The sequence below is a fragment of the Arthrobacter sp. zg-Y179 genome, assembly GCF_020907345.1.
Lineage (GTDB): Bacteria > Actinomycetota > Actinomycetes > Actinomycetales > Micrococcaceae > Arthrobacter_B > Arthrobacter_B jinronghuae.
The window spans coordinates 83408-103718 of record NZ_JAJJOB010000005.1 but is presented as its reverse complement, the minus strand read 5'-3'; the positions used below and the strand labels follow the sequence as shown (position 1 = coordinate 103718).

Here is a 20311-nt window from a genome sequence, read left to right as displayed (position 1 = left end):
GCTGTCCGGACCCTAGTGCTGGGTGCCGCGGCGGGTGCCGGCGATCAGCATGCCGATCGGAATCAGCAGCAGGAGCAGCGGGATCAGTACGGCCAGGATCTTCGGGGAGGTGAAGATTTCGCCCGGGGTCAGCGCCGTGGTGCTGGCCCGCATGGTGTCTGCACCTTCGGAGATCTTGCCGTTGCCGTCGGCCAGGGTCTTGCTGCCTTCGGCCAGTTCGGTGTTGCCGTCGGCCAGCTTCTCGGCGCCGTCCTTCAGGTCGCTCGTGCCGTCGGTCAGCGTCTTGCCGCCGTCGTCGAGCTTCACAACACCCTCGTCCAGGGACTCGGTGCCGGTGACCAGGCGGCTGGTGCCGTCGGAGAGGCTGATGGTGCCGTCGTAGATCTTGTAGTTGCCGTCGGCCAGCGTGTAAGCGCCGGTTTCCAGGGTGTCCAGGCCGGTGGCGAGGGTTCCTGCACCGGTGGCGAGCTGGCCGTTGCCGTCGGCCAGCGTGTACGCGCCGGTTTCGAGGGTCTTCAGGCCGGTGTTGAGCTCGGCGGCACCTCCGGAAAGCGTTCCGGCACCGTCATAGGCCGTCTTGACCCCATCAGCTGCGGTCTGAGCGCCTTCAGATAGTGCGGGAGCCTTGGTGTTGAGTTCGGTAAGGCCCTTGAATACGGCTCCGGTGCCGTAGAGGAGGCCTTGACCATCGACCTGGGGGGTTCCCTCACGAGTCAGGTGGTAGGGTGTAGGGCCGTCGACTGCAGGGTCGTAGCCCGTGATTCCGTTATCGAGGCCTGCTACCAGCCACTCGAGGCCTTCGAGCTTGTCAGCTGCCTGGTCCAAAGCTCCTGCGGTGACGAAGTCCAGTGATGCTGCATTGAGATCAGCCAAGCCGCGAAGCTGCTCGACGCCCGCAGAGGTTGCACCCGGCTGGTACGAAGCCAGGTCAGTACTGATGTTCTGGTAAGCGGTTTTCCCGTCCTTGCCCGGAGTGTCGTGGATAGCCTTCCACATCTTGAGAGCTCCGCCGTCAACGCTCTCGGCACCGGGAGCGAGCTCTCCGATCCCGGCTACAGCCTCTTTGGACTTGTCAGCAAGGAGCTGAGACCCGCTGACCAACGGCGCCATCCCCGTGTACAGATCGTTCGCACCGGCGGCCAGATCGTCTGAGCCCTCACGCGCCGTCGTCGCACCGGCAGCCAGCGTGTTGGCGCCGTCGGAAGCGCTGCTCGCGCCGGCAGCCAGCGTGCCCGCACCCGTCCGGGCGTTGGTGGCGCCGGCGGCAAGCTTGTTGGCACCCTCATTGGCGGCCTCGGCGCCGGTGAGAAGCTTGACGGCTCCTTCATCCAGCGTGGTGGCGCCTTCCTTGAGGGTGGTGACGCCCGCCTTGGCGGAGCCGATTCCGTCGGCCAGGGTGTTGGCACCGGCGTCCACCTTTTCGGTACCCTCCGCGAGGTCCTTGGCGCCGGTCTGCGCCTTCTCGGCGCCGGCCTTCAGGTCTCCTGCGCCGGTGGAGGCGCGCTCGGCGCCGTCACTCAGCTCCGTTGCGCCGTTGGCAACCTTGCCCGTAAAGAGCACGAAGAAGGCGAGGAGGAGGACCAGGAACAACGCCAAAAGTACGGTTAAAAGTGTATGTGGGCGGCTGGAGGCGCGCCCGGACGTGGAACTCGTCATTGGATATCCTTCTTCTGCTTCTTACGATTCGAGACTGGCTAAGCGGCGAGCACGACGCCTGTGGGCGCAGCCTCCGCGGATGCAAGGTGACCGGGTCCGTCGCTACGTTGAGACGTAATCGGTAAAGACCAGTGTGATGTCTGTTACATCTAAGCTACCCGCGGGTAACAAAGCAAGGCTTTTTCGAAATTAGTTACCGGCGAGTAGGTTGCGCGGTATGTTTTGCTGCGCTACAGCAAACCAGCGTGTCGAAGCTGCGTAACCCAGCTCACACCGGGCATCGTTGGGTGCAGACAGGATCGGCCTTAAATCAAGGGAGTCCGTATGAGCTGGCTGGACCGCGACCGAACCATCGCCCCACCCGGATTCAACCGGTGGCTGATCCCGCCGGCTGCGCTGGCCGTGCACCTGTGTATCGGACAGGTCTACGCCACCAGCGTCTATAAGACGGCGCTCGTGGAATACTTCGGCGCGAGCCTCACCCAGATCGGCATCATCTTCTCCATCGCCATCGTGATGCTTGGACTCTCCGCCGCCGTAATGGGCACATGGGTGGATGCCAACGGACCCCGCAAGGCCATGTTCGTTTCGGCCATGTTCTGGGTGAGCGGCTTCCTGATCGGAGCCGTAGGCATCTTCACCGGGCAGCTCTGGCTGCTGTATCTGGGCTACGGCTTCATCGGCGGCATCGGCCTGGGCATCGGTTACATTTCCCCGGTCTCCACCCTGATCAAATGGTTCCCCGACCGGCCCGGCCTCGCCACGGGCATGGCCATCATGGGCTTCGGCGGCGGTGCGTTGATCGCCAGCCCGCTCTCCTCGGCCCTGCTGACCTTCTTTGACCCTGAATCCGGCACCCCCGGCTGGGTGGCCAGCGGCGACGCCGTGGGCAAGCTGTTCCTCACCCTGGGCGCTCTCTACCTGGTGTACATGCTCTACGGCGCCTGGAGCATCCGGGTGCCGGCGGCGGACTGGAAGCCCGAGGGCTTTGACCCCTCCACCGTTGCCTCCAAGTCCCTGGTCACCACCAATCACGTTTCGGCCGCCAACGCCATCAAGACCCGGCAGTTCTGGCTGGTCTGGATTGTGCTTTTCTGCAACGTCACCGCAGGCATCGGCATCCTGGAACAGGCAGCGCCCATGATCCAGGACTTCTTCCGCCAGCCCGACGGCGCCTCGCTGGTGACAGCCGCCGTCGCCGGCGGATTTGTCGGCCTGCTTTCGATCGGCAACATGGGCGGGCGCTTTGTCTGGTCGGCCACCTCGGACGTGATCGGCCGCAAGCGCATCTACATGCTCTACCTCGGTGCAGGCGCCGTTATGTACGTCCTGTTGTCCTTCTTCGGGGACACGTCCACCATCCTCTATGTGGCCCTGGCGTTCGTGATCCTGTCCTTTTACGGCGGCGGGTTTGCCACGGTTCCCGCCTACCTGCGTGACCTCTTCGGCACCTTCCAGGTCGGTGCCATCCACGGCCGGCTCCTCACGGCCTGGTCCGCTGCGGGAATCGCCGGTCCGTTGATCGTCAACTCCTTCCTGGACGCGCAGGGCACCCCCGGGGAGCTCACGGCAGCGGCTTACTATCCCGCCCTGCTGACTATGGTGGGACTGCTGGTGGTGGGCTTCATCGCCAACCTGCTGGTGACGCCGGTTGCGTCCCGCTATCACGAACCGCCGAAGGCCGCGCAGGCGGATCCGGCGCAGGCCGCAACCCAGGACGGAGAACGCTGATGACCAAGGCAAAGTTGACGGTGAGCTGGCTGCTGGTGGGGATCCCCCTGGCCTACGGGGTATTCCAGACCCTGACCCGGGCCGCGGCGCTCTTCGGCTGAGCATCGCCCGGGGACCAGGGTAAAGGAGAGGGCATGGCCGGCAGCTGGAATGAGGTTCGGATCCTGCCGCCGGAAGCTGAGCCGGACGCCTATACCCAGCTGCCGTTGACGGGGTGGTTCCTCATGATGGGATGGGCGGCGCGGGCGCAATACACCTATCGCCGCCCCGGCACACTGTATGAAACCCTGCCGACTCAGGAGCTGTTCGCCCCCGAGGACGAGGAACGGGTTTACCAAATGACCAACGACTACCTGGCGTTGGTCGGCATTCCGCCTGTTCCGCGGGGATACGTCTGGTTCCTGGCCCGGCCCGCAGGGATCGCTACCGATGAAGCCTTGTGGCGGCGGCTGAACGAAATGATCGATGACGTGGGAGGCATACCCCACTTCGACGGCCCCGCTTACGTGACGGGGGCCTATCCGGTCATCGCGGAAGCGGTGCGCCGGCTCTACTGACTGGGCTTCGAATCCTTGGCGTCCTTCGAACCCATCATCTGGTCCATGACCAGGGAATAGAGCGCCACCGCCATTGCCATGACGCGACGGGGACGGGCCGCTCCGCGCCGAACCAGCCACGTTTCGACAGCCTCATCCAGCACCAGGGTCAGCGCCGTGATCCCGCTGACGGTTGCACCCATCAGTGCAGCCAGACCTGTCAGCGCAATTTCCGGCATCTGCGTCTGGGACCCGTCCGTGCGCGCGGCAACGTAGGAAGGCACGGTTGCGGATTCGCCCCCGGCTCCGGCCGTGAACGGGGTGACGAGGTCAACGGTCCCGGCGGCAGCCAGTTCCCTCCCTTTCCGGCCGCCCTTACGGACTGCCACGACGCCGATGGCGCCGACGGCTGCGCCGGAACCAAGAACGTAGGCGCGGCGCAGGCCCGGGGACCAGTCGGCGGGCCGAGACAGGGTGAATACTCCGGAAACAGCGGCGATCGCGAGTGACAGCGGAAGATTCTTCATGACCCATACGGTACCTGCCGCCGGAAGGGCTGTGGAACCGGGGACGCGGGTGCAACGATTAACGTGCTAATCCAACCATCGTGCCGTGGCGGATTCCCGCCGGTGCGGAGAGCAGGAGTATGCCATGAAGGCCCTTCAATACCGCGCCATCGGCCAGCCGCCCGAAGTGGTGGAGATCGATACCCCCGAGCCCGGCCCCGGGCAGGTCCGGCTGAAGGTGACCGCCGCCGGGGTCTGCCACTCCGACGAATTCATCATGAGCCTCCCCGAGGAGGAGTACATCTACGGTCTGCCCCTGACCTTGGGGCACGAGGGTGCCGGCGTGGTGGACCGGGTGGGCAACGGTGTGCAGTACATCGAGGAGGGCGCGTCCATGGCCGTCTACGGGCCGTGGGGCTGCGGGATTTGCTACGAGTGCTCCAGCGGCAGGGAGAACTACTGCCGGAACGCCGCGAAGTTCGGCATTGTCCCGCCCGGGCTCGGCGCACCCGGGGCCATAGCCGAATACCTGATTGTGGACAGCCCCCGTCATCTGCTTCCGCTCGGGGACCTGGATCCGGTGCAGAACGTGTCCCTGACCGATGCCGGGCTCACTCCCTACCATGCGATCAAGGGCTCGCTTGAGAAGCTGCCCTCCGGTGCCGTCGCCGTCGTCATCGGCGTGGGTGGGCTGGGGCATGTGGCCGTGCAGATCCTGCGGGCCATGACCGCAGCCACCGTGGTGGCGTTGGATATTGATGAGGCGAAACTGAACCTCGCCACCGACGTCGGCGCGCACTACACCTTCCCGTCCGAGCCCGGCGCGGTGGACCTGGTCCGGGACCTGACCGGCGGGCGGGGCGTGGACGCCGTCTTTGACTTCGTGACCAACCAAGCCACGCTGGACCTGGGCCAGGCGATGGTGGGATCACAAGGAGACCAGGTGCTGGTGGGCGTAGGCGCCGGCACCCTGCCGGTGGGGCTGGGCGCCACCGCAGCGTGGGAAACCTCCATCCGTGCCCCGTACTGGGGCTCCCGGTCGGAGCTGTTCGAGGTGCTGGACCTCGCGCGGGGCGAAGGCATCAACGTGCACACCGAGGTGTTCAGCCTGGACGAAGCGCCGGCGGCCTACGAAAAGCTGAAGAACAACCAGCTCCTCGGCCGCGCCGTCGTCGTGCCGTAACGCCGGAAGCTACAGCGGTGCCGCTGCCAGCCCGGCGAACCCGGCGGCGGCCCGCAGCAGCTGCGGCACGCCGGCCTCCAGCGACGGGGCGAACACCCGGTCATTGGGGCGCTCGCCCTTGAGCCAGCGGGTGTAGATGGCCTCGCAGAAAATGGATGCCTTCCACAGGGCCAGGGTCTGGTACCAGGGCAGCGCTTCCAGATCCAGGTCCATCCGCTGCCGGTACGCCTCGATGACTTCCTCCCGGGAGTAATAGCCGGGGTTGCGGGTCACCCCGGTCAGCTCCAGCGGCGTAGCGATGCTGCCGGGCTCGGAGTAGGTGGCGGTGAGGTAGCCCAGATCGGCCAGCGGGTCGCCGATGGCGGACATTTCCCAGTCCAGGACGGCAATCACCCGGGCGGGGGACTGCGGGGCGAACATCAGGTTCCCGGGCCGGTAATCCCCGTGCAGCACCGAGGAGGCCTGGCTGTCCGGCACGTTGTCCGCCAGCCAGCTGGCGATCCGGGCCACCTCGGGCAGATTGCGCATGGTGTTGACCTCCCACAGCCCGGAGAACCTGTCCACCTGGCGCTGCAGGTACCCCTCCGGCTTGCCGAAGGAGGCCAGGTCCCCGCTGCTGACATCCACGGAATGGATGCGGACCAGGGCGTCGACGACGGCGGCGCTGGTGGCCCGGCGGTCCTCCATTGAGGACAGCACGGGCGGGATGGTGTTGGTGATGACCAGCCCGTCGAGGAAACCCATCACGTAGAACGGCACCCCGAGCACCGACTCGTCTTCGCATACGGCCAGGATTTCGGGCACCGGCACACCCTGCACGCGCAGCAGCTGCTGGATCCGGGCCTCGCGGACCATGTCATGGGTGGAGCGGGGCAGCGGCGGGCGCGGGCCGCGGCGCAGCACAAAGTCATCGTTCCCGCGCCGGATCCGGTAGGTGATATTGGACTGCCCGTCCCCGATCTGCGCCCAGGACAGCTGCCCCGAACCCAGGCCGTGCGCGTCGAAAAACGCGGTGACCTCATCCAGGATCAGCAGCGGAGGGGAGGCCAATGCCTCGGCCTCGGAACGGGTGGCTACAACTTCGGTGCCGTCGGCAGTGGTGTGCATGGGGTTCAGGCTTTCGCTTCGGCGGGGGTTCCGGCGTCGGACGCCGGGCGGGACACATCGGCAAGATCCGGAGCGCCGCGCTCCGCTTCCCGGCGGCGGCCGGCGGAAGCGCGGCGGGCAATGGCCCACTTATGCGTTTCGTTGGAGCCGTCATAGATGCGGAAGGCGCGGACCTCGTTGAGGTAGGACGCCAGGGGCAGCCGGTCGGTGACGCCGTCGCCGCCGCACAGCTGCAGGCTCCGGTCGATCACCCGGTACACCGCCTCCGAGGTGTGGGCCTTGGCCACCGAGGACAGGGCCGAGCCGGCCTTGGCATCGGTTTCCAACAGGGCGGCGGTCTTGGTGATGATGGCATCGGAGGTTTCAATATCGATGACGGACTGCGCGATCATTTCCTGGGCCAGGCCGAGTTCGTTCATCACCGAGCCGAAGATCTCGCGCCGGTTGGTGCGGTCCAGTGCGATGTCCAGGGAACGCCGGGCCAGGCCGAGCCAGCGCATGCAGTGGGTCAGCCGGGCCGGACCGAGCCGGACCTGCGCGTAGCGGAAGCCCTCGCCGGGTGCGCCGAGCACGGCGTCGTCGGGCACAAACACGTCCTCAAAGTGCACGTGCGGATGCCCGCCGCCGATCGCCCGGTCCATGGTGTGCAGCTGCTCGCCGATCCGCACGCCGGGGGCGTCCATGTCGACCAGGAGCATGGTGGCTCCGGCGGGCGCACCGTCCACCGCGTCGGTGCGCACCATGGCGATGCAGAACGTGGCGTTGTTGGCGCCGCTGGTGAAGCGCTTTTCCCCGTTGATCAGCCAGCCCCCGTCCACCTTCGCGGCGCTGCTGCGCAGGGCGGCGGGATCCGACCCGGCACCCGGGTGCGGCTCGGTCATGCCGAAGCAGGAGCGGGCCTCGCCGGAGACCAGCGGGTCGAGGTAGCGGCGCTTCTGCTCCTCGCTGCCGATCAGGTTCAGCATGTGCATGTTCCCTTCATCCGGGGCCATGCAGTTCAGCGCCGAGGGGCCGATCAGCGAATAGCCGGCCTCCTGGAAGATGGGGGACCAGTACGCCAGCGGCACCCCCTGCCCGCCGTACTCGCGCGGTGCGTGCGGGGCGAAGACCCCGGCGGCCTTGGCGGCGGCGCGCAGTTCCTCCAGCAGTGCCTCCGGAACGACGGCGCCCGGCCGCGGTTCTGCGGGCATCACGGTGCCACGGATGAACTCGCGGGTGCGCAGGCGGAGGTCTTCGATTTCCGGAGGCAGGGAAACAGTGCTCATGAGGGGGTCCTTAGGGGATGCGGTGGGAGCGGTCAGGCCGCGCCGCCGGCCACGAGCAGGCCGCCGTCGAGGTTGATGATCTGCCCGGTGACCCAGGCGGCGTCGTCGGAAGCCAGGAAGGCGGCCGCACCGGCCACGTCCTCCGGGGTGCCGAGCCGTTTCAGCGGGTAGGTGGAGCTGACTTTTTCTTCGCGGCCCTCATACAGGGCGCGCGCAAACTGCGTCTTGACGACGGCGGGTGCCAGTGCATTCACGCGCACGGTGGGGGCCAGCTCGACGGCGAGGGTACGGGTGAGCTGTTCCACGGCGGCCTTGCTGATGCCGTAGAAGCCGATGCCGGCGGCCGGGGTCTGCGCCGAGACCGAAGAAAGATTCAGCACCGATCCGCCGCGGCCCAGGAAATCCAGTGCCTCGTGCGCACACACGGCGGAAACCCAGGCGAGGGTGCCCAGCACATTGACGTCCAGGATCCGGCGGGCGGCCTCCGGGTCCAGCTTGCTCAGCGGACCGTACACCGGGTTCACGCCGGCGTTGTTGACGAGGATGTCCAGCCGGCCCCAGGTCTGGGCAACGGTGTCCAGCACCTCCGTGCGGTGGTCCGGGTCATCGGACTTGCCGGCTATGGCCAGGACGCTGCCTTCGGGGAACTCTGCAGCGGCTTCCTTCAACGGGCCGATGTTGCGGGCAGTGATGCAGACCTTCGCGCCCTCGGCCACCAGGCGGTGGGCGATGGCGAGGCCGATGCCGCGGCTGGCTCCGGTGACTATGGCGGTCCTGCCCTCGAGGCGGGGCCTGCCCGCCGACTTCTCCGGTTCGGTCATGTGCTCCGCCAACTTCCGTTTCCATCCACTACCGAGCGACCGCTCGGTATGGTTAGTCTGGTGCAGGGCCCGGAAAGTGTCAAGGATCACATCCGGGTATTCGACCATCGAGGGGACGCCATGACCGCAGTCCGTACGCAGCCCGACTGGCGGGACTTTTCCGTGCCCGCCCTGCCCCCGCTGCTGCGTAATGCCCTGGACTGCTTCGTGGAGCACGGCTACCACGGAACCAGCATCCGCACCGTGGCCACCCGGGCCGGCTTGTCGGTGCCGGGGCTCTACCACCACTATCCGTCCAAGCAGGCGCTGCTGGTGGGGATAGCCGAATCCGCGATGGCGGATCTCTATGCCCGGAGCACCGCCGCCCTCGCGGAGGCGGGCGAGGACGTCGAAGACCGGTTTGCCCTGCTGATCGAATGCCTTGTCCTGGTCCATGCCTACCGCTGGGAACACGCATTCATAGCGGCCAGCGAGATCCGCAGTCTGGAGGGGCCGGCCCGGGACGGGCACATAGCGGCCCGGGACCGGCAGCAGAAACTCCTCGATGACGTGGTGTCGGCAGCGGTCAGCAGCGGCCGCTTCGCCACCGGGTATCCGAAGGACGCCAGCCGGGCGGTCACCACCATGTGCACCGGAGTGTCCCAGTGGTACCGCGCCGGAGGTCCGCTCAGCCCGGAGGAACTGGCGGTGCGCTACGTGCAGATCTGCCGCGGCGCGGTGGGAGCGTCCTAGGGCTCACCGGTACCGGCGGTGCAGGTTCTCCTTTGGTTCGTCGCCGCGGGCCGTCTCCGAAATCCACGGACCCGTGCCCTCCGACGCATCCAGCACGCCTTTCTCCTGCCAGGTGTACCGTCCGGCCAGGATGCCCTTGGACAGCTGCCGGTCGGCGTCGTCGGAGTTGTGCCACAGGCCGTCGAACAGGGACTCGATCCGCACCCGGGACTGCCGGCTGAAAGCGTCCGCAAGTTCGAACGCGGCCGCGCCCTCCGCCGGATCCTCACGCCGAATGTTCAGGGCGCGGACGCAGGAGGCCGAGATCGCGAAGATCTCCGCACCGATGTCCACAATCCGCCCCAGAAAGACCTGATGGTGCTCCAGCCCGGCCTGCCAGCGGGCCATGCCGAGGAAGGTGGAGCGGGCCAGCCGGCGGGAGGCCCGCTCGGCGTAGCGGAGGTGCCTGGCCAGCAGGCCGAACTCGTTGTAAGACGTGGGCACGTTGCCCTTGCCGGTGGCGAGCGTCGGCAGCCACTTGCCGTAAAAGCCGCTGGCCTTCAGCGCCGCCCGTGCCTTGGCACCCACCGGGGCGTCCGCCACCGCCAGGTCCCCGGCCGCGGAAAGGTGCGCATCCACGGCTTCCCGCGCAATGAACAGGTGCATGATCTCGGTGGAGCCCTCGAACACCCGGTTGATGCGCAGGTCCCGCAGCTGCTGTTCCGCCGGGACCGCGCGCTCGCCGCGGGCAGCGAGGGAATCGGCCGTCTCAAAACCGCGCCCGCCGCGCACCTGCACCAGCTCGTCGGCAACGTTGTACGCCATTTCACTGGCCCAGAGCTTCGCCAGCGCCGCCTCGATGCGGATGTCCTTGGTGCCGGCGTCGGCCAGCTGGGCCGAGAGCTCGAAGACCGCCTCCAGCGCGAAGCTGGTGGCCGCAATGTAGGCCAGTTTCTTCGCCACGGCCTCGTGCCGGCCGATCGGCCGGCCCCACTGTTCCCGGGCGCCGGACCAGCCCCGGGCAATCTTCAGCGACCATTTCCCCGAGGCCGCGCACATGGCCGGAATGGAGAGGCGGCCGGTGTTCAGCGTGGTCAGGGCAATCTTCAGGCCCTGGCCTTCGCGGCCCAGCCGGTTGGCCGCCGGAACGCGGACGTTGGTGAAGCGGGTGACCCCGTTCTCGATGCCGCGCAGGCCCATGAAGTTGTTGCGGTTCTCCACCGTGATGCCGGGGGAGGACATTTCCACCACGAACGCGCTGATGCCGCCCTTGGAGTCGCCGTGCGGCGGAACGGCGGCCATGACCACCACCAGCTCGGCAATCACGCCGTTGGTGGTCCACAGCTTGACGCCGTCAATCACGTATTCGCTGCCGTCTTCGGAGGGGATGGCGGTGGTGCGCAGCCGTGCCGGGTCGGACCCGACGTCGGGCTCGGTGAGCAGGAAGGCGGTCACCGCCCCGGCGGCGCAGCGCGGCAGGAACTCTTCCTTCTGTTCCTCGGTGCCGAAGACCTTCACCGGCTCCGGCACGCCGATGGATTGGTGGGCCGAGACCAGCGCCCCGAGGCTGGGGTGCACGCTGCCCAGGACCATCAAGGCACGTCCGTAGTTGAGCAGGGACAGCCCGAGCCCGCCGTAGTGCCGGGGAATCTTGATACCGAACACCCCCAGGTCCGCGAGTCCGCGCAGGTTCTCGTCTGGAATCAGCCCGGTGCGTTCAATCGCCAGGCCGTCCATGGTCCGGCAGTACTCGGTCAAGGCTTCCAGGAACAGCTGGGCCCGGGCCTCTTCGTCGAGGTCCGCCGGCGGCAGGGAGCCGACCAGATCCAGGTTGTAGTTGCCGAGGTAGATCCCCTTGGCGAAACTCGGGCGGGATTCTCCGGTATCGCGTGCTGCTTCGGTGGCGTTGCGGGCGTCTTGTTCAGTGACCACGCGCTCTTTGATTCTGCGGGCACTTCGGTTGCGGCTGGCATCTTGGGACGTATCAGTGGTGCTCATGGGATTTCTCCTCCGTCATGGCTGCACCGTGGATCCGGCACCGTGTCCGGCCTCGCAGCCCACTGTGGGGACCATGCTACGCGTCAGTAGGTAGGGGTAAAGGGCGTGCGGTGGCTAATGTTGGCCGCAGGCCGCAAAGTCGGAGGAAAGCTCCCGGATGAGGGAGAAACCCGGCGGCGTTCAACATGAAGGAGATCGATATGGCATGGGTGGAAACGGAACGCGCGGAATTGGTCCGGACGCTGAGGGAGGCGGATCCGCTGGCGCCGACGCTGTGTGAGGGATGGGATGTGCGCCGGCTGCTGGCCCATCTGGTGCTCCGTGAGCAGGCGCCCTGGAAGATTGCCGCCGATGCGGTGCGCCGGCCCAAGCCGGGCCAGGAAAAGCAGCTGGGCGCCGAGGCTGCTGCTGCGGGCACCCCCGAAGGCTACGCCGCCCTGGTGGACCGGTTCGCCGCCGGTCCGGCCCGTTTTTCACCGTTCCGGCTGGATGCGGCAAACCTGGTGGAATACGTCATTCACCATGAGGACATCCGCCGCGGGGAATCAACGGCAGCGCCGCGGGAACTTCCCGCAGGACAGCAGCAGGCCCTGTGGAAGCAGCTGGGCCTCATGGCCCGGCTGGGCTACCGCAGCAGCCCGGTGGGTGTGGAACTGGCGGCCCCCGGTTCCGGTCGGCGCCGGGTCAAGGGCGGCATCCCGTCGGTGCTGATTTCGGGCGATGTGGTGGATCTCGCCCTGCACGCCATGGGAAGGCGTGCGGCGGCCAATGTGAGCATTGAAGGCGGGGGTGAGACCGTCCGGGCGTTCCGCGAGTGGGCTTCCCGCTAGCTTCACCGGCTTGACAAGCACCCCCTCTTTGCCGTTGAAATAGTAAGCACACTGATTGTTTCAGCGGAGCAGAACCGCCTACCAATGACGTATCAGGGAAGCAGGAAGATGCAGAACGAGGGGGACTGGGAACCCGTGCGGCTGCTCTCAACGGCTGCAAGACTGGTAAGACGAGAAGTAGATAACAAGCTCCGCGCCGTGGGGTTGACCCAGGAGCGCGTGACAGTGCTGCGGGTGCTCCTGGCCGAGGGGCCCATGCGGCGCGCGGAACTGGCCAGACGGCTGCGCGTCACCGCGCAGACCCTGGGTACGGCGCTGGTGAGCATGGCGGCGCAGGGTCTCGTGGAAGAAGTGTCGGCCGAGACCGTAGGCCGCTCCGGACGGTGGATGGCAATTTCCGAGCGCGGGCAGAAGCTGCTGGCTGACGCCGAAAACCTGGAGCAGGACAATTCCACGGCCGGGATCGGCCCGGAGCTGCGCTCGGAGTTGATCACGCTCATCCGCGGTCTGGAGCACGGCAAGCAGCAGCGGCCCTCCGGGACGCCGCCTGCCGCTGCGCGGCAGGACGGGAACCCGTTGAGCGCGGCCTCCGAGCCCCCTCTGCCGGGGTAACGTGTTGACCTAAGAGCAGCACGTTATTGGCCTGGGGCCGGGGAAGGAAGGCATGAGCGAGGGTATCCGCGTTGCCGATGTTGACGAGATAGACGAGGGCGAGGCCCTGACGGTGGATGCCGAAACGGCGGGCACCTCGGACGATATTGCCGTATTCCACAGTGACAATGGAAACTTCTATGCCCTGAATGACACCTGCACGCACGAGGATGCCTCCCTTGCCGACGGATGGATCGAAGGGGACGAGGTGGAATGCCCCATCCATTCCGCGCGGTTCTGCCTCCGCACCGGGGAAGCTTTGTGCCTGCCCGCCCTCATCAACACCAAGGCGCACCGCGTTGACGTGCGCGACGGCGCCGTGTGGCTATACCCGAACGAGAGCCCGCTCAACGCTTGATGGCGCTCGCAGCCCCCGCGTCCATTGCTGTGGTGGGCGGCGGAGTCGCCGGCTTCAGTGCCGTCCGTGAGCTCCGCCGGCGCGGCTATGCCGGCACCCTGACCCTGGTGGACCCTGCCGGGCTGCCCTACGACCGGCCGCCGCTGAGCAAGGCGTTCCTCGCCGGCAGCCTGGACCGGCTCCGCCTGCAGCTTGCCCCGGAACAGTGGTACGAAGACAACGGCATTACGGTGCTCGCCGACGCCGTGGACAAGCTCGACGCCGGCAACGGCACCGAGGCGCCCGTCCTCGCGCTGGCCTCGGGCCGGGACCTCGCCGCCGACGTCGCCCTGCTCGCCACCGGTGCCCGCGCCCGCCGGCTGCCGTTGCCCGGAATGGACCTGCCCGGAGTCTTCACCCTGCGCACTGCCGACGATGCCCTGGCATTGCAGGGGCACCTGGCATCCAGCGCCCGTCTGGTGATCCTCGGCGCGGGACTGGTCGGCGCCGAGGTGGCGGGAACGGCCCGCGGACTGGGAGCCGGCGTCACTTTGGTGGATCCCGCCGAACTGCCGTTCGCGCAGGCCGTGGGCCCCGCAATGGCCGGCTATCTGCATGACCTCCACGCTGCGCACGGGACCGAATACGTGCGGGGAACGGCGGCGGGGATCGCCTCGGACGGGAACGTCCTGCGGGTGGAACTGGCGGACGGCGGCAGGCTCTCCGGAACCGCCGTCCTGGTGGCCGCGGGCAGCCAGCCCGAAACGGCGCTCGCCGAAGCCGCAGGACTCGCCGTGGACGCCGGCCTGCTGGTGGATGCATCCGGCCGCACCTCGCATCCACGCATTTTCGCCGCCGGTGATTCCTCCCGCCGCCTCGGCCCCGACGGTGTGCCCGGGCGGCGGTTTGAACACTGGGACGCAGCCCGCCGCACCGGTGAAGCCGCGGCCGCCGGGATGCTCGGCGCCGAACCTCCCGCCGGCACGGCGGACTGGTTCTGGTCCGACCGCTACGGCGTGCACCTGGAAGTGGCCGGCAGCATGGCCGTTCCCGGGCAGACCGTGCTCCGCGGCGAGCCCGGTTCCGGTTTTATGGTGTTCCGCCTGGGTCTGGATGGGGCGCTGGCGGGGGCGGCCGCCGTCGACGGCGGAACCGCTGTCCGGGCAGCCCGGAAGCTCATTGAATCCGGCCGTATCCTCGACCCTGTGCTGCTGCAGGACCCGGCCGTCGACCTGCGCCGGCTGGCCCGCGCGAAGGCCTAAACAGGCGCGGGTTACGTGCCCGGAGGGGTAATTGCAGTGCGCTGGATGGATTACGAAAGATTAGCGTTGCGTAATTAGGGAAAACCTAGGCTAACCTTACTTTTGGATCCGCGACCGCCGGGTCCGTTCCGTCCGTTTGAGTGATCCAAGGAGCCCAACATGGCCCTGTCCCGGATGCGCCGCGTCGCCGCTGCGGCCGCCGTCGCCGTTCTGTCCCTTTCCGCCTGCTCCACCGGTGCCGCGGGGGAAAATGAATCCTCCGGCAGCGCTGCGGCTGCGGAAGACCAGTTTCCCGTAACCATTAAGCACGCCTTCGGTGAGACCACCATTGAAGGGGTTCCCGAGCGGGTAGCCGCGGTGGCCTGGGCCAACGCAGAAACCGCGCTGGCACTGGACGTGGTTCCCGTGGGGATGCCGCTGATCGAGTTCGGCGGCAATGACCAGGGCACCACCCCTTGGATTGACGAGGCACTCGAAGACCTGGATGCACCCATCGGGTCCGAAAACGCTCCGGCGCAGTACTCCGAGGCTGACGGCATTGCCTTCGACGACGTCGCCGCCACCGACCCCGACGTTATCCTCGCCGCTTACTCCGGCCTGTCCCAGGAAGACTACGACAAGCTGAGCAAGATCGCTCCCGTCGTCGCCTACCCCGAAACGGCGTGGGGCACCTCCTGGCAGGACACCGCCACCATGATCGGCGAAGCCCTCGGCAAGAGCGACGAAGCCGAGCAGCTCGTCGCGGACACCGAGCAGGCCATCACCGACAAGGCAGGCGAATACCCGCAGCTCGAGGGCAAGTCCTTCATCTACGGCAACCTCGCCCCGGGTGCGGAGAATTCCGTCTACACCGCCCTGGATAACCGGCCCAAGTTCATGGAATCACTGGGTCTCACCATGGCGCCGGTGGTAGCGGAGAACACCAAGGGCGACGAGTTCTACATCCCCTGGTCGGATGAAAACCTCAACCAGCTGGATTCCGACATCTTTGTCAGCTGGGTGGCCAGCGACGAGGTTGCGGACAGCATTGCCTCCGATCCGCTGCTGGGGCAGATCCCCGCGGTGAAGAACGGCGGCCTCGTGGCCGACGCCGACCCGACCCGCGTCTTCTCAACCTCGGCCATCAACGTGCTCAGCATCCCCTATGCGCTGGACAACGTGGTGCCGATGATCGCCGACGCCGCGACGGCAGCCGACGAAGCAAAGTAGGACCCATTACAGGTGCCTTCCCCGGAAGGCGCAGCGGACACCCCGGAATCCTCCGGGGTGTCCGCTGTTTAAGCGCACGGCAGGCATAATCCGCCCGGCCCGCCGCGGGACCTGATTGGACAGCCACCCACGGCTGTTTGCAATGATCGAAGGCATGGAAGACCTGCTCTCGCTTGCTGTCAGTTTCAAACCGCTCTTTGCCGTGCTGGTGGCAGTGGGTGTCGCCCTCATCCTGGCCCGGATCCTGCGGGAGGTAGTCCATCGGGCCTTCCGGAAGACGCCGGGCATCCGGGAGATCACCGTGAAGGCCCGGAACCCGCTGCGGCTGGGGCTCTCGCTGATCGGCGCGCGGATTGCCCTCGGAGCCACCGCAGCCGGCACTTTGTGGCTGCCGGCGGTGGACTACGTACTGGTGTTGGGACTGATCGGCGCCGTGGCGTGGCTGGCAGTGGTCCTGCTGCTGGTGATCGAGGCTATGATCCTCACGAAGTACAGCACCGACACCCGGGACAACCGCAGGCTGCGGCGGTTGAAGACGCAGGTGATCCTGGGCAGGCGGGTGGGCATAGCAATGCTGATCATGCTGGCCGTTGCCTGCGTGCTGCTGACCATCCCCGAAGTGCGCGCGCTGGGCGCCGGCATCCTCGCCTCCGCCGGCGTGCTCTCCATTGTTGCCGGCCTCGCCGTGCAGGGGACGCTGACCAATGTTTTCGCCGGGATGCAGCTGGCCTTCACCGACGCGATCCGGGTGGACGACGTCGTCGTGGTGGAAGGCGAGTGGGGCACCATCGAGGAAATCACCATGACCTACGTGGTGCTCCACATTTGGGACGACCGGCGCCTGATCCTGCCCTCCACCTACTTCACCACCACGCCGTTCCAGAACTGGACCCGCCGCCAGTCGGACATCCTGGGCACGGTTGAGCTGGACCTGGACTGGCGCGTACCGGTGGGGGACCTGCGCACCCTGCTGAAGGAAATCCTCGCGGACACCGACCTGTGGGACCAGCGCACCAGCGTGCTGCAGGTGACGGACGCCGTGAAGGGCATGGTGCGGATCCGCATCCTGGTCAGCGCAGCGGACAGCGGCACCCTGTTCGACCTGCGCTGCCTCATCCGCGAAAGCATGGTCGCCTATCTGCAGGAATGGCACCCGGATGCCCTGCCGCGCCAGCGCTGGGAAGAAGTCCGTCCCGCCGGCACTGCCGTGCACAGCGGCCCGCGCGCCGCGTCGGTTCCCCGCGACGAGGACACCAGCGACTCGCAGTTTTTCACCGGAAGCATCGATGCCGTGGAGCGCCGGGTGAACTTCTCCGGCCCCGGTGAAGAGGTCTTCGCCGAACGGGAGGGAAACGCCGTCGACGACGAACGGCGCTGACTTCCCCGCCTCCCGCCGGCCGGTACGCCCGCAGGTGTTGACAGCGGGCCGCGCGCCGGGCGGCAATAAGAACCCCGGCAGTTCGGCCGGGCCGGCGAAGGGACGAGACAATGGCGGATGCATTTACGCTCCACGAAATCCAGGGCTCCAGCGTCTGGGCCAACGACGGCGAGCGGCTGGGGCTGGTGGGCGAAGTGCATCTGGACCGTGCTACCGCAGAGCCTGTCTGGATCACGGTTGACCTGGGCCTGTTCGAAACCGAGGAACACTACGTTCCGCTCACCGGTGCCCGCCGCGACGGGCAGGACATTTTCGTGAACTACTCCAGGGAGCAGGTGTCCCACTCGCCCGGGGCCAATCCGGAGAATCCGCTGAGCCCCGCAGAAGAGGCCGTCCTGATGGATTATTACCGGCTCCGCTGAGCTCCGCTGAGTTCCGCCGGGTTCCGCTGACTTCCGCGGATCCCGTGGCGGAGCGGGACCCCTTTGTTGGTAAGAACGCTTACTAATACGATGGGGTCAGAACATCCATTCCAGCAGGAGGCCGCAGTGGCACAGGACACCAACAGCAAAGCCGAGACCGCACCCAGTCCGGACGATGCCAGCAAGCCCGATAAACCCACCGAGGTATCCAAGCCCAGTTGGAAATACATCCTCAAGAAGACCGTCCGGGAGTTTTCCAAGGACCAGTGCACCGACCTTGCCGCGGCACTGACCTACTACACAGTCCTGGCGATCTTCCCGGCCCTGCTGGCACTGGTCTCCATTCTCGGCCTGGTGGGCCAGGCCGAAAGCACCACCGAGGCCCTGCTGGACCTCGTGCGGCAGTTCGCTCCCGGTGAAGCAGTCAGCGTAGTGGAAGGGCCGATCGAGCAGCTGACCTCGTCCAGCGCTGCCGGCCTCGCCCTGATTGTCGGTATCCTGGGCGCCCTCTGGTCCGCCTCCGGCTTCGTGAAGGCGTTTGGCCGTTCCCTGAACCGCATTTACGAAGTTGAGGAAGGCCGGCCCGCCTGGAAGCTGCTTCCCACGCAGCTGCTCGTGACCCTGGTCCTGGTCCTGATGGCCGCCGCACTGATGCTGATGCTGGTGATTTCCGGCCCGATCGCGGAAGCGATCGGCAATGTCATCGGTCTGGGCAGTGAAGCGGTAACCGTCTGGAACATCGCCAAGTGGCCGGTCATGGTGATCTTCGCCGTGCTGATCATCGCAGTCCTCTACTACGCCACCCCGAACGTCAAGCAGCCCAAGTTCCGCTGGATGAGCATGGGCTCGCTGATTGCGCTCGTGATCCTGGCGATCGTGACCCTTGGCTTCAGCTTCTACGTCGCCAACTTCGGCAACTACAACGCCACCTACGGCGCCATCGGCGGCGTCATCGTCCTGCTGCTGTGGATCTGGCTGGCCAATGTGTCCCTGCTCTTCGGCGCGGAGTTCGACGCCGAGGTGGAGCGCGGCCGCGAGCTGCAGGCCGGCATCCAGGCCGAGGAAACCGTGCAGCTGCCCCCGCGCGATACCCGCCAGACGGAGAAGCGGCAGGAACAGGAAGAGAAGGACATCGCCGAGGGCCGGAAGCTGCGCCAGCAGCATGCCGGCAAGGACTACGACGACGACCTGCACGAGTAACCGCTAGCGCACTGCAAAGCCGCGCAAACGCAAAACCGCCCCGGACCAGCTGGTCCGGGGCGGTTTTGCGTGTGGGTTGGCGTCTACCGCTCCCGCGTGTTTTCGGTGCTGCTTTCCTTCGACTTGCCCGCACCGCGGCGGCCCTTGGCGCCGAGGTTCTTGCCCTTGGCCAGGAAGCGGGCTCCGAACAGCAGCAGTCCGACGGCCATCAGGGCGCCGGCCCGCAGCCAGACCGTGCCGTCCTGCTGGGTGAGCAGCAGCAGGCAGGAGGCAATGGCAAGGTACGGCACCACAATCGGGGCCTTGAAGTGCTTTTCCTCCACCTTGTCCCTGCGCAGCACAATCACTGCGACGTTGGTGCTCAGGAAGACAAAGAGCAGCAGGAGGACCACGGTTTCGGCCAGCGACGCCAGCCCGCCGGTCGTGGTCAGGATCATGGCGACGGCGGTGGTGGCGATGATGGCCACCCACGGGGTCTTCCGGTTGGGCAGCACCCGGCCGAAGACGGCGGGAAGCAGGCCCTGCTCGGACATTCCGTAGGTCAGCCGCGAGGACATGATCATGGTCAGCAGGGCGCCGTTGGCCACGGCTACCAGGGCCACCAGGCTGAAGAGCCAGTCCGGGACGCCGAACCCGGTGGCGCTGACGACGTCGAGCAGCGGACCGGAGGACCCGGCGAGGTCCTCAGTGGGCAGGGCAATTGATGCAGCCAGCCCGATCAGGACGTAGACGAGGCCCGCGGTGAGCATGGCTCCGAAAATGGCCTTCGGGTACACCCGGCGGACGTCGCGGACTTCCTCGGCAATGTTGGCCGAAACCTCGAAGCCCACGAAGGAGTAGTAGGCAATCACCGATGCGGCGAGGACCGCCGTGCCCGGATTCACGCCCACCGGGAACTGGGTGACCTGTTCCGCGAAGCCTTCGCCCTTGCCCAGCATGAGGCCAACCAGCACAATCACCAGGACCAGCCCGGAGAGCTCAATAATGGTCATGACCACGTTGCTGCGCACCGATTCCGAAATACCGCGGGCGTTCAGCAGCGCCACCAGCAGAAGGAACACGATGGCTGCGGGGACGGAGGGTACGTCGAGGAACGGGCTCAGGTAGTCACCGGTGAACGCCAATGCCAGTCCGGCGGCACTGGTCACGCCGGCGGCGAGCATGGCGAAACCGGCCAGGAACGAAATGGCCGGAACCTTGAAGGCGCGCTGGGCGAACACTGCTGCGCCGCCGGCCTTCGGATACTTTGTCACGAGTTCGGCATAGGAGGCGGCGGTCAGCAGCGCAAGCACCAGGGCAACCAGCAGCGGCACCCAGATGGCACCGCCTACTTGGCCGGAGACCTCGCCCACCAGGGCATAGATACCCGCACCAAGTACGTCGCCGAGGATGAACAGATACAGCATGGGGCCGGTGATGCCCTGCTTGAGTTTGGAGGCAGGCTTTTCCTGCGTCGTTTCTTCCATAGGGAAAGTTTATGCAAGATAGTAAGAATGCTGATGATCCCT

20 protein-coding genes are annotated in these 20311 nt (G+C 66.8%); 13 read left to right on the top strand and 7 right to left on the bottom strand.

Annotated features, from left to right (window positions below):
• Positions 1–12: 12 nt before the first annotated feature.
• Positions 13–1596, bottom strand: coding sequence for a hypothetical protein (locus tag LOC56_RS03610; protein ID WP_229950565.1), 1584 nt, complete (start codon positions 1594–1596; stop codon positions 13–15).
• Positions 1597–1980: 384 nt separating this feature from the next.
• Here LOC56_RS03610 and LOC56_RS03605 point away from each other — a divergent pair, with 384 nt between their 5' ends.
• From LOC56_RS03605 to LOC56_RS03600, 3 genes are read left to right on the top strand one after another with little or no spacing between them, the layout of a single operon-like run.
• Positions 1981–3387, top strand: coding sequence for an OFA family MFS transporter (locus LOC56_RS03605; RefSeq protein WP_229950562.1), 1407 nt, complete (start codon positions 1981–1983; stop codon positions 3385–3387).
• Positions 3387–3488: an MFS transporter small subunit gene (locus LOC56_RS16380; protein ID WP_442860062.1), complete on the top strand. Its 102-nt coding sequence runs from the start codon at positions 3387–3389 to the stop codon at positions 3486–3488. The genes LOC56_RS03605 and LOC56_RS16380 overlap by 1 nt, the downstream gene beginning before the upstream one ends.
• Positions 3489–3521: 33 nt before the next feature.
• Positions 3522–3944: a DUF5956 family protein gene (locus tag LOC56_RS03600; protein ID WP_229950559.1), complete on the top strand. Its 423-nt coding sequence runs from the start codon at positions 3522–3524 to the stop codon at positions 3942–3944.
• On the opposite strand, the gene LOC56_RS03595 is transcribed toward LOC56_RS03600, so the two are convergent.
• Positions 3938–4450: a hypothetical protein gene (locus LOC56_RS03595; protein ID WP_229950557.1), complete on the bottom strand. Its 513-nt coding sequence runs from the start codon at positions 4448–4450 to the stop codon at positions 3938–3940. The two genes, LOC56_RS03600 and LOC56_RS03595, sit on opposite strands and share 7 nt — an antisense overlap.
• Before the next feature lie 124 nt (positions 4451–4574).
• Between LOC56_RS03595 and LOC56_RS03590 the strand changes: the two genes are divergently transcribed.
• The gene (locus LOC56_RS03590; RefSeq protein WP_229950554.1) at positions 4575–5612 is read left to right on the top strand and encodes an NAD(P)-dependent alcohol dehydrogenase; all 1038 of its coding nucleotides are present in this window, start codon (positions 4575–4577) and stop codon (positions 5610–5612) included.
• Positions 5613–5621: 9 nt separating this feature from the next.
• Here the strand turns inward: LOC56_RS03590 and LOC56_RS03585 are convergent, their stop codons facing one another.
• Genes LOC56_RS03585 through LOC56_RS03575 form a run of 3 tightly spaced genes read right to left on the bottom strand, consistent with a single transcriptional unit; the run spans position 5622 to position 8805 of the window.
• Positions 5622–6719 (bottom strand): phosphotransferase family protein, encoded by a 1098-nt coding sequence (locus tag LOC56_RS03585; protein WP_229950551.1) that lies wholly within the window; start codon positions 6717–6719, stop codon positions 5622–5624.
• 5 nt (positions 6720–6724) lie between these two features.
• Positions 6725–7984, bottom strand: coding sequence for an acyl-CoA dehydrogenase family protein (locus LOC56_RS03580; RefSeq protein WP_229950546.1), 1260 nt, complete (start codon positions 7982–7984; stop codon positions 6725–6727).
• Between the two features lie 32 nt (positions 7985–8016).
• Positions 8017–8805, bottom strand: coding sequence for an SDR family oxidoreductase (locus tag LOC56_RS03575; RefSeq protein ID WP_229950543.1), 789 nt, complete (start codon positions 8803–8805; stop codon positions 8017–8019).
• Positions 8806–8925: 120 nt separating this feature from the next.
• Here LOC56_RS03575 and LOC56_RS03570 point away from each other — a divergent pair, with 120 nt between their 5' ends.
• On the top strand, positions 8926–9537 hold the full coding sequence (locus tag LOC56_RS03570) for a TetR/AcrR family transcriptional regulator (protein ID WP_229950542.1): 612 nt from the start codon (positions 8926–8928) through the stop codon (positions 9535–9537).
• 3 nt (positions 9538–9540) lie between these two features.
• On the opposite strand, the gene LOC56_RS03565 is transcribed toward LOC56_RS03570, so the two are convergent.
• Positions 9541–11514, bottom strand: coding sequence for an acyl-CoA dehydrogenase family protein (locus tag LOC56_RS03565; RefSeq protein WP_229950539.1), 1974 nt, complete (start codon positions 11512–11514; stop codon positions 9541–9543).
• A 200-nt stretch (positions 11515–11714) separates the two neighbouring features.
• Between LOC56_RS03565 and LOC56_RS03560 the strand changes: the two genes are divergently transcribed.
• From LOC56_RS03560 to LOC56_RS03525, 8 genes are all read left to right on the top strand, one after another.
• Positions 11715–12344: a TIGR03085 family metal-binding protein gene (locus tag LOC56_RS03560; RefSeq protein ID WP_229950536.1), complete on the top strand. Its 630-nt coding sequence runs from the start codon at positions 11715–11717 to the stop codon at positions 12342–12344.
• 108 nt (positions 12345–12452) lie between these two features.
• The gene (locus LOC56_RS03555) at positions 12453–12956 is read left to right on the top strand and encodes a MarR family winged helix-turn-helix transcriptional regulator (RefSeq protein WP_229950532.1); all 504 of its coding nucleotides are present in this window, start codon (positions 12453–12455) and stop codon (positions 12954–12956) included.
• Positions 12957–13008: 52 nt separating this feature from the next.
• Positions 13009–13353, top strand: a complete 345-nt coding sequence (locus LOC56_RS03550) for a bifunctional 3-phenylpropionate/cinnamic acid dioxygenase ferredoxin subunit (protein WP_229950529.1) — start codon at positions 13009–13011, stop codon at positions 13351–13353.
• Complete coding sequence (locus LOC56_RS03545) at positions 13353–14594, top strand: NAD(P)/FAD-dependent oxidoreductase (RefSeq protein WP_229950527.1); 1242 nt, start codon at positions 13353–13355, stop codon at positions 14592–14594. The genes LOC56_RS03550 and LOC56_RS03545 overlap by 1 nt, the downstream gene beginning before the upstream one ends.
• A gap of 159 nt (positions 14595–14753) precedes the next feature.
• A complete protein-coding gene (locus tag LOC56_RS03540; RefSeq protein WP_229950523.1) occupies positions 14754–15803 on the top strand; it encodes an iron-siderophore ABC transporter substrate-binding protein in 1050 nt (349 codons plus the stop codon).
• Between the two features lie 115 nt (positions 15804–15918).
• Positions 15919–17181, top strand: coding sequence for a mechanosensitive ion channel family protein (locus LOC56_RS03535; protein ID WP_229950521.1), 1263 nt, complete (start codon positions 15919–15921; stop codon positions 17179–17181).
• Between the two features lie 110 nt (positions 17182–17291).
• The gene (locus LOC56_RS03530) at positions 17292–17603 is read left to right on the top strand and encodes a PRC-barrel domain-containing protein (protein WP_229950518.1); all 312 of its coding nucleotides are present in this window, start codon (positions 17292–17294) and stop codon (positions 17601–17603) included.
• Between the two features lie 90 nt (positions 17604–17693).
• The gene (locus tag LOC56_RS03525; protein WP_229950515.1) at positions 17694–18803 is read left to right on the top strand and encodes a YihY/virulence factor BrkB family protein; all 1110 of its coding nucleotides are present in this window, start codon (positions 17694–17696) and stop codon (positions 18801–18803) included.
• A gap of 83 nt (positions 18804–18886) precedes the next feature.
• Here the strand turns inward: LOC56_RS03525 and LOC56_RS03520 are convergent, their stop codons facing one another.
• Complete coding sequence (locus LOC56_RS03520; RefSeq protein WP_229950513.1) at positions 18887–20269, bottom strand: APC family permease; 1383 nt, start codon at positions 20267–20269, stop codon at positions 18887–18889.
• Between the last annotated feature and the right edge of the window lie 42 nt (positions 20270–20311).

What these genes read in the sequence shown, in the direction of transcription:
- LOC56_RS03520 (WP_229950513.1), bottom strand. Translation starts at nt 20,269, where the DNA reads ATGGAAGAAACGACGCAGGAAAAGCCTGCCTCCAAACTCAAGCAGGGC.
- LOC56_RS03560 (WP_229950536.1), top strand. Translation starts at nt 11,715, where the DNA reads ATGGCATGGGTGGAAACGGAACGCGCGGAATTGGTCCGGACGCTGAGG.
- LOC56_RS03525 (WP_229950515.1), top strand. Translation starts at nt 17,694, where the DNA reads ATGGGGTCAGAACATCCATTCCAGCAGGAGGCCGCAGTGGCACAGGAC.
- LOC56_RS03580 (WP_229950546.1), bottom strand. Translation starts at nt 7,984, where the DNA reads ATGAGCACTGTTTCCCTGCCTCCGGAAATCGAAGACCTCCGCCTGCGC.
- LOC56_RS03605 (WP_229950562.1), top strand. Translation starts at nt 1,981, where the DNA reads ATGAGCTGGCTGGACCGCGACCGAACCATCGCCCCACCCGGATTCAAC.
- LOC56_RS03590 (WP_229950554.1), top strand. Translation starts at nt 4,575, where the DNA reads ATGAAGGCCCTTCAATACCGCGCCATCGGCCAGCCGCCCGAAGTGGTG.
- LOC56_RS03555 (WP_229950532.1), top strand. Translation starts at nt 12,453, where the DNA reads ATGCAGAACGAGGGGGACTGGGAACCCGTGCGGCTGCTCTCAACGGCT.
- LOC56_RS03540 (WP_229950523.1), top strand. Translation starts at nt 14,754, where the DNA reads ATGGCCCTGTCCCGGATGCGCCGCGTCGCCGCTGCGGCCGCCGTCGCC.
- LOC56_RS03530 (WP_229950518.1), top strand. Translation starts at nt 17,292, where the DNA reads ATGGCGGATGCATTTACGCTCCACGAAATCCAGGGCTCCAGCGTCTGG.
- LOC56_RS03565 (WP_229950539.1), bottom strand. Translation starts at nt 11,514, where the DNA reads ATGAGCACCACTGATACGTCCCAAGATGCCAGCCGCAACCGAAGTGCC.
- LOC56_RS16380 (WP_442860062.1), top strand. Translation starts at nt 3,387, where the DNA reads ATGACCAAGGCAAAGTTGACGGTGAGCTGGCTGCTGGTGGGGATCCCC.
- LOC56_RS03585 (WP_229950551.1), bottom strand. Translation starts at nt 6,719, where the DNA reads ATGCACACCACTGCCGACGGCACCGAAGTTGTAGCCACCCGTTCCGAG.
- LOC56_RS03595 (WP_229950557.1), bottom strand. Translation starts at nt 4,450, where the DNA reads ATGAAGAATCTTCCGCTGTCACTCGCGATCGCCGCTGTTTCCGGAGTA.
- LOC56_RS03575 (WP_229950543.1), bottom strand. Translation starts at nt 8,805, where the DNA reads ATGACCGAACCGGAGAAGTCGGCGGGCAGGCCCCGCCTCGAGGGCAGG.
- LOC56_RS03600 (WP_229950559.1), top strand. Translation starts at nt 3,522, where the DNA reads ATGGCCGGCAGCTGGAATGAGGTTCGGATCCTGCCGCCGGAAGCTGAG.
- LOC56_RS03545 (WP_229950527.1), top strand. Translation starts at nt 13,353, where the DNA reads ATGGCGCTCGCAGCCCCCGCGTCCATTGCTGTGGTGGGCGGCGGAGTC.
- LOC56_RS03570 (WP_229950542.1), top strand. Translation starts at nt 8,926, where the DNA reads ATGACCGCAGTCCGTACGCAGCCCGACTGGCGGGACTTTTCCGTGCCC.
- LOC56_RS03550 (WP_229950529.1), top strand. Translation starts at nt 13,009, where the DNA reads ATGAGCGAGGGTATCCGCGTTGCCGATGTTGACGAGATAGACGAGGGC.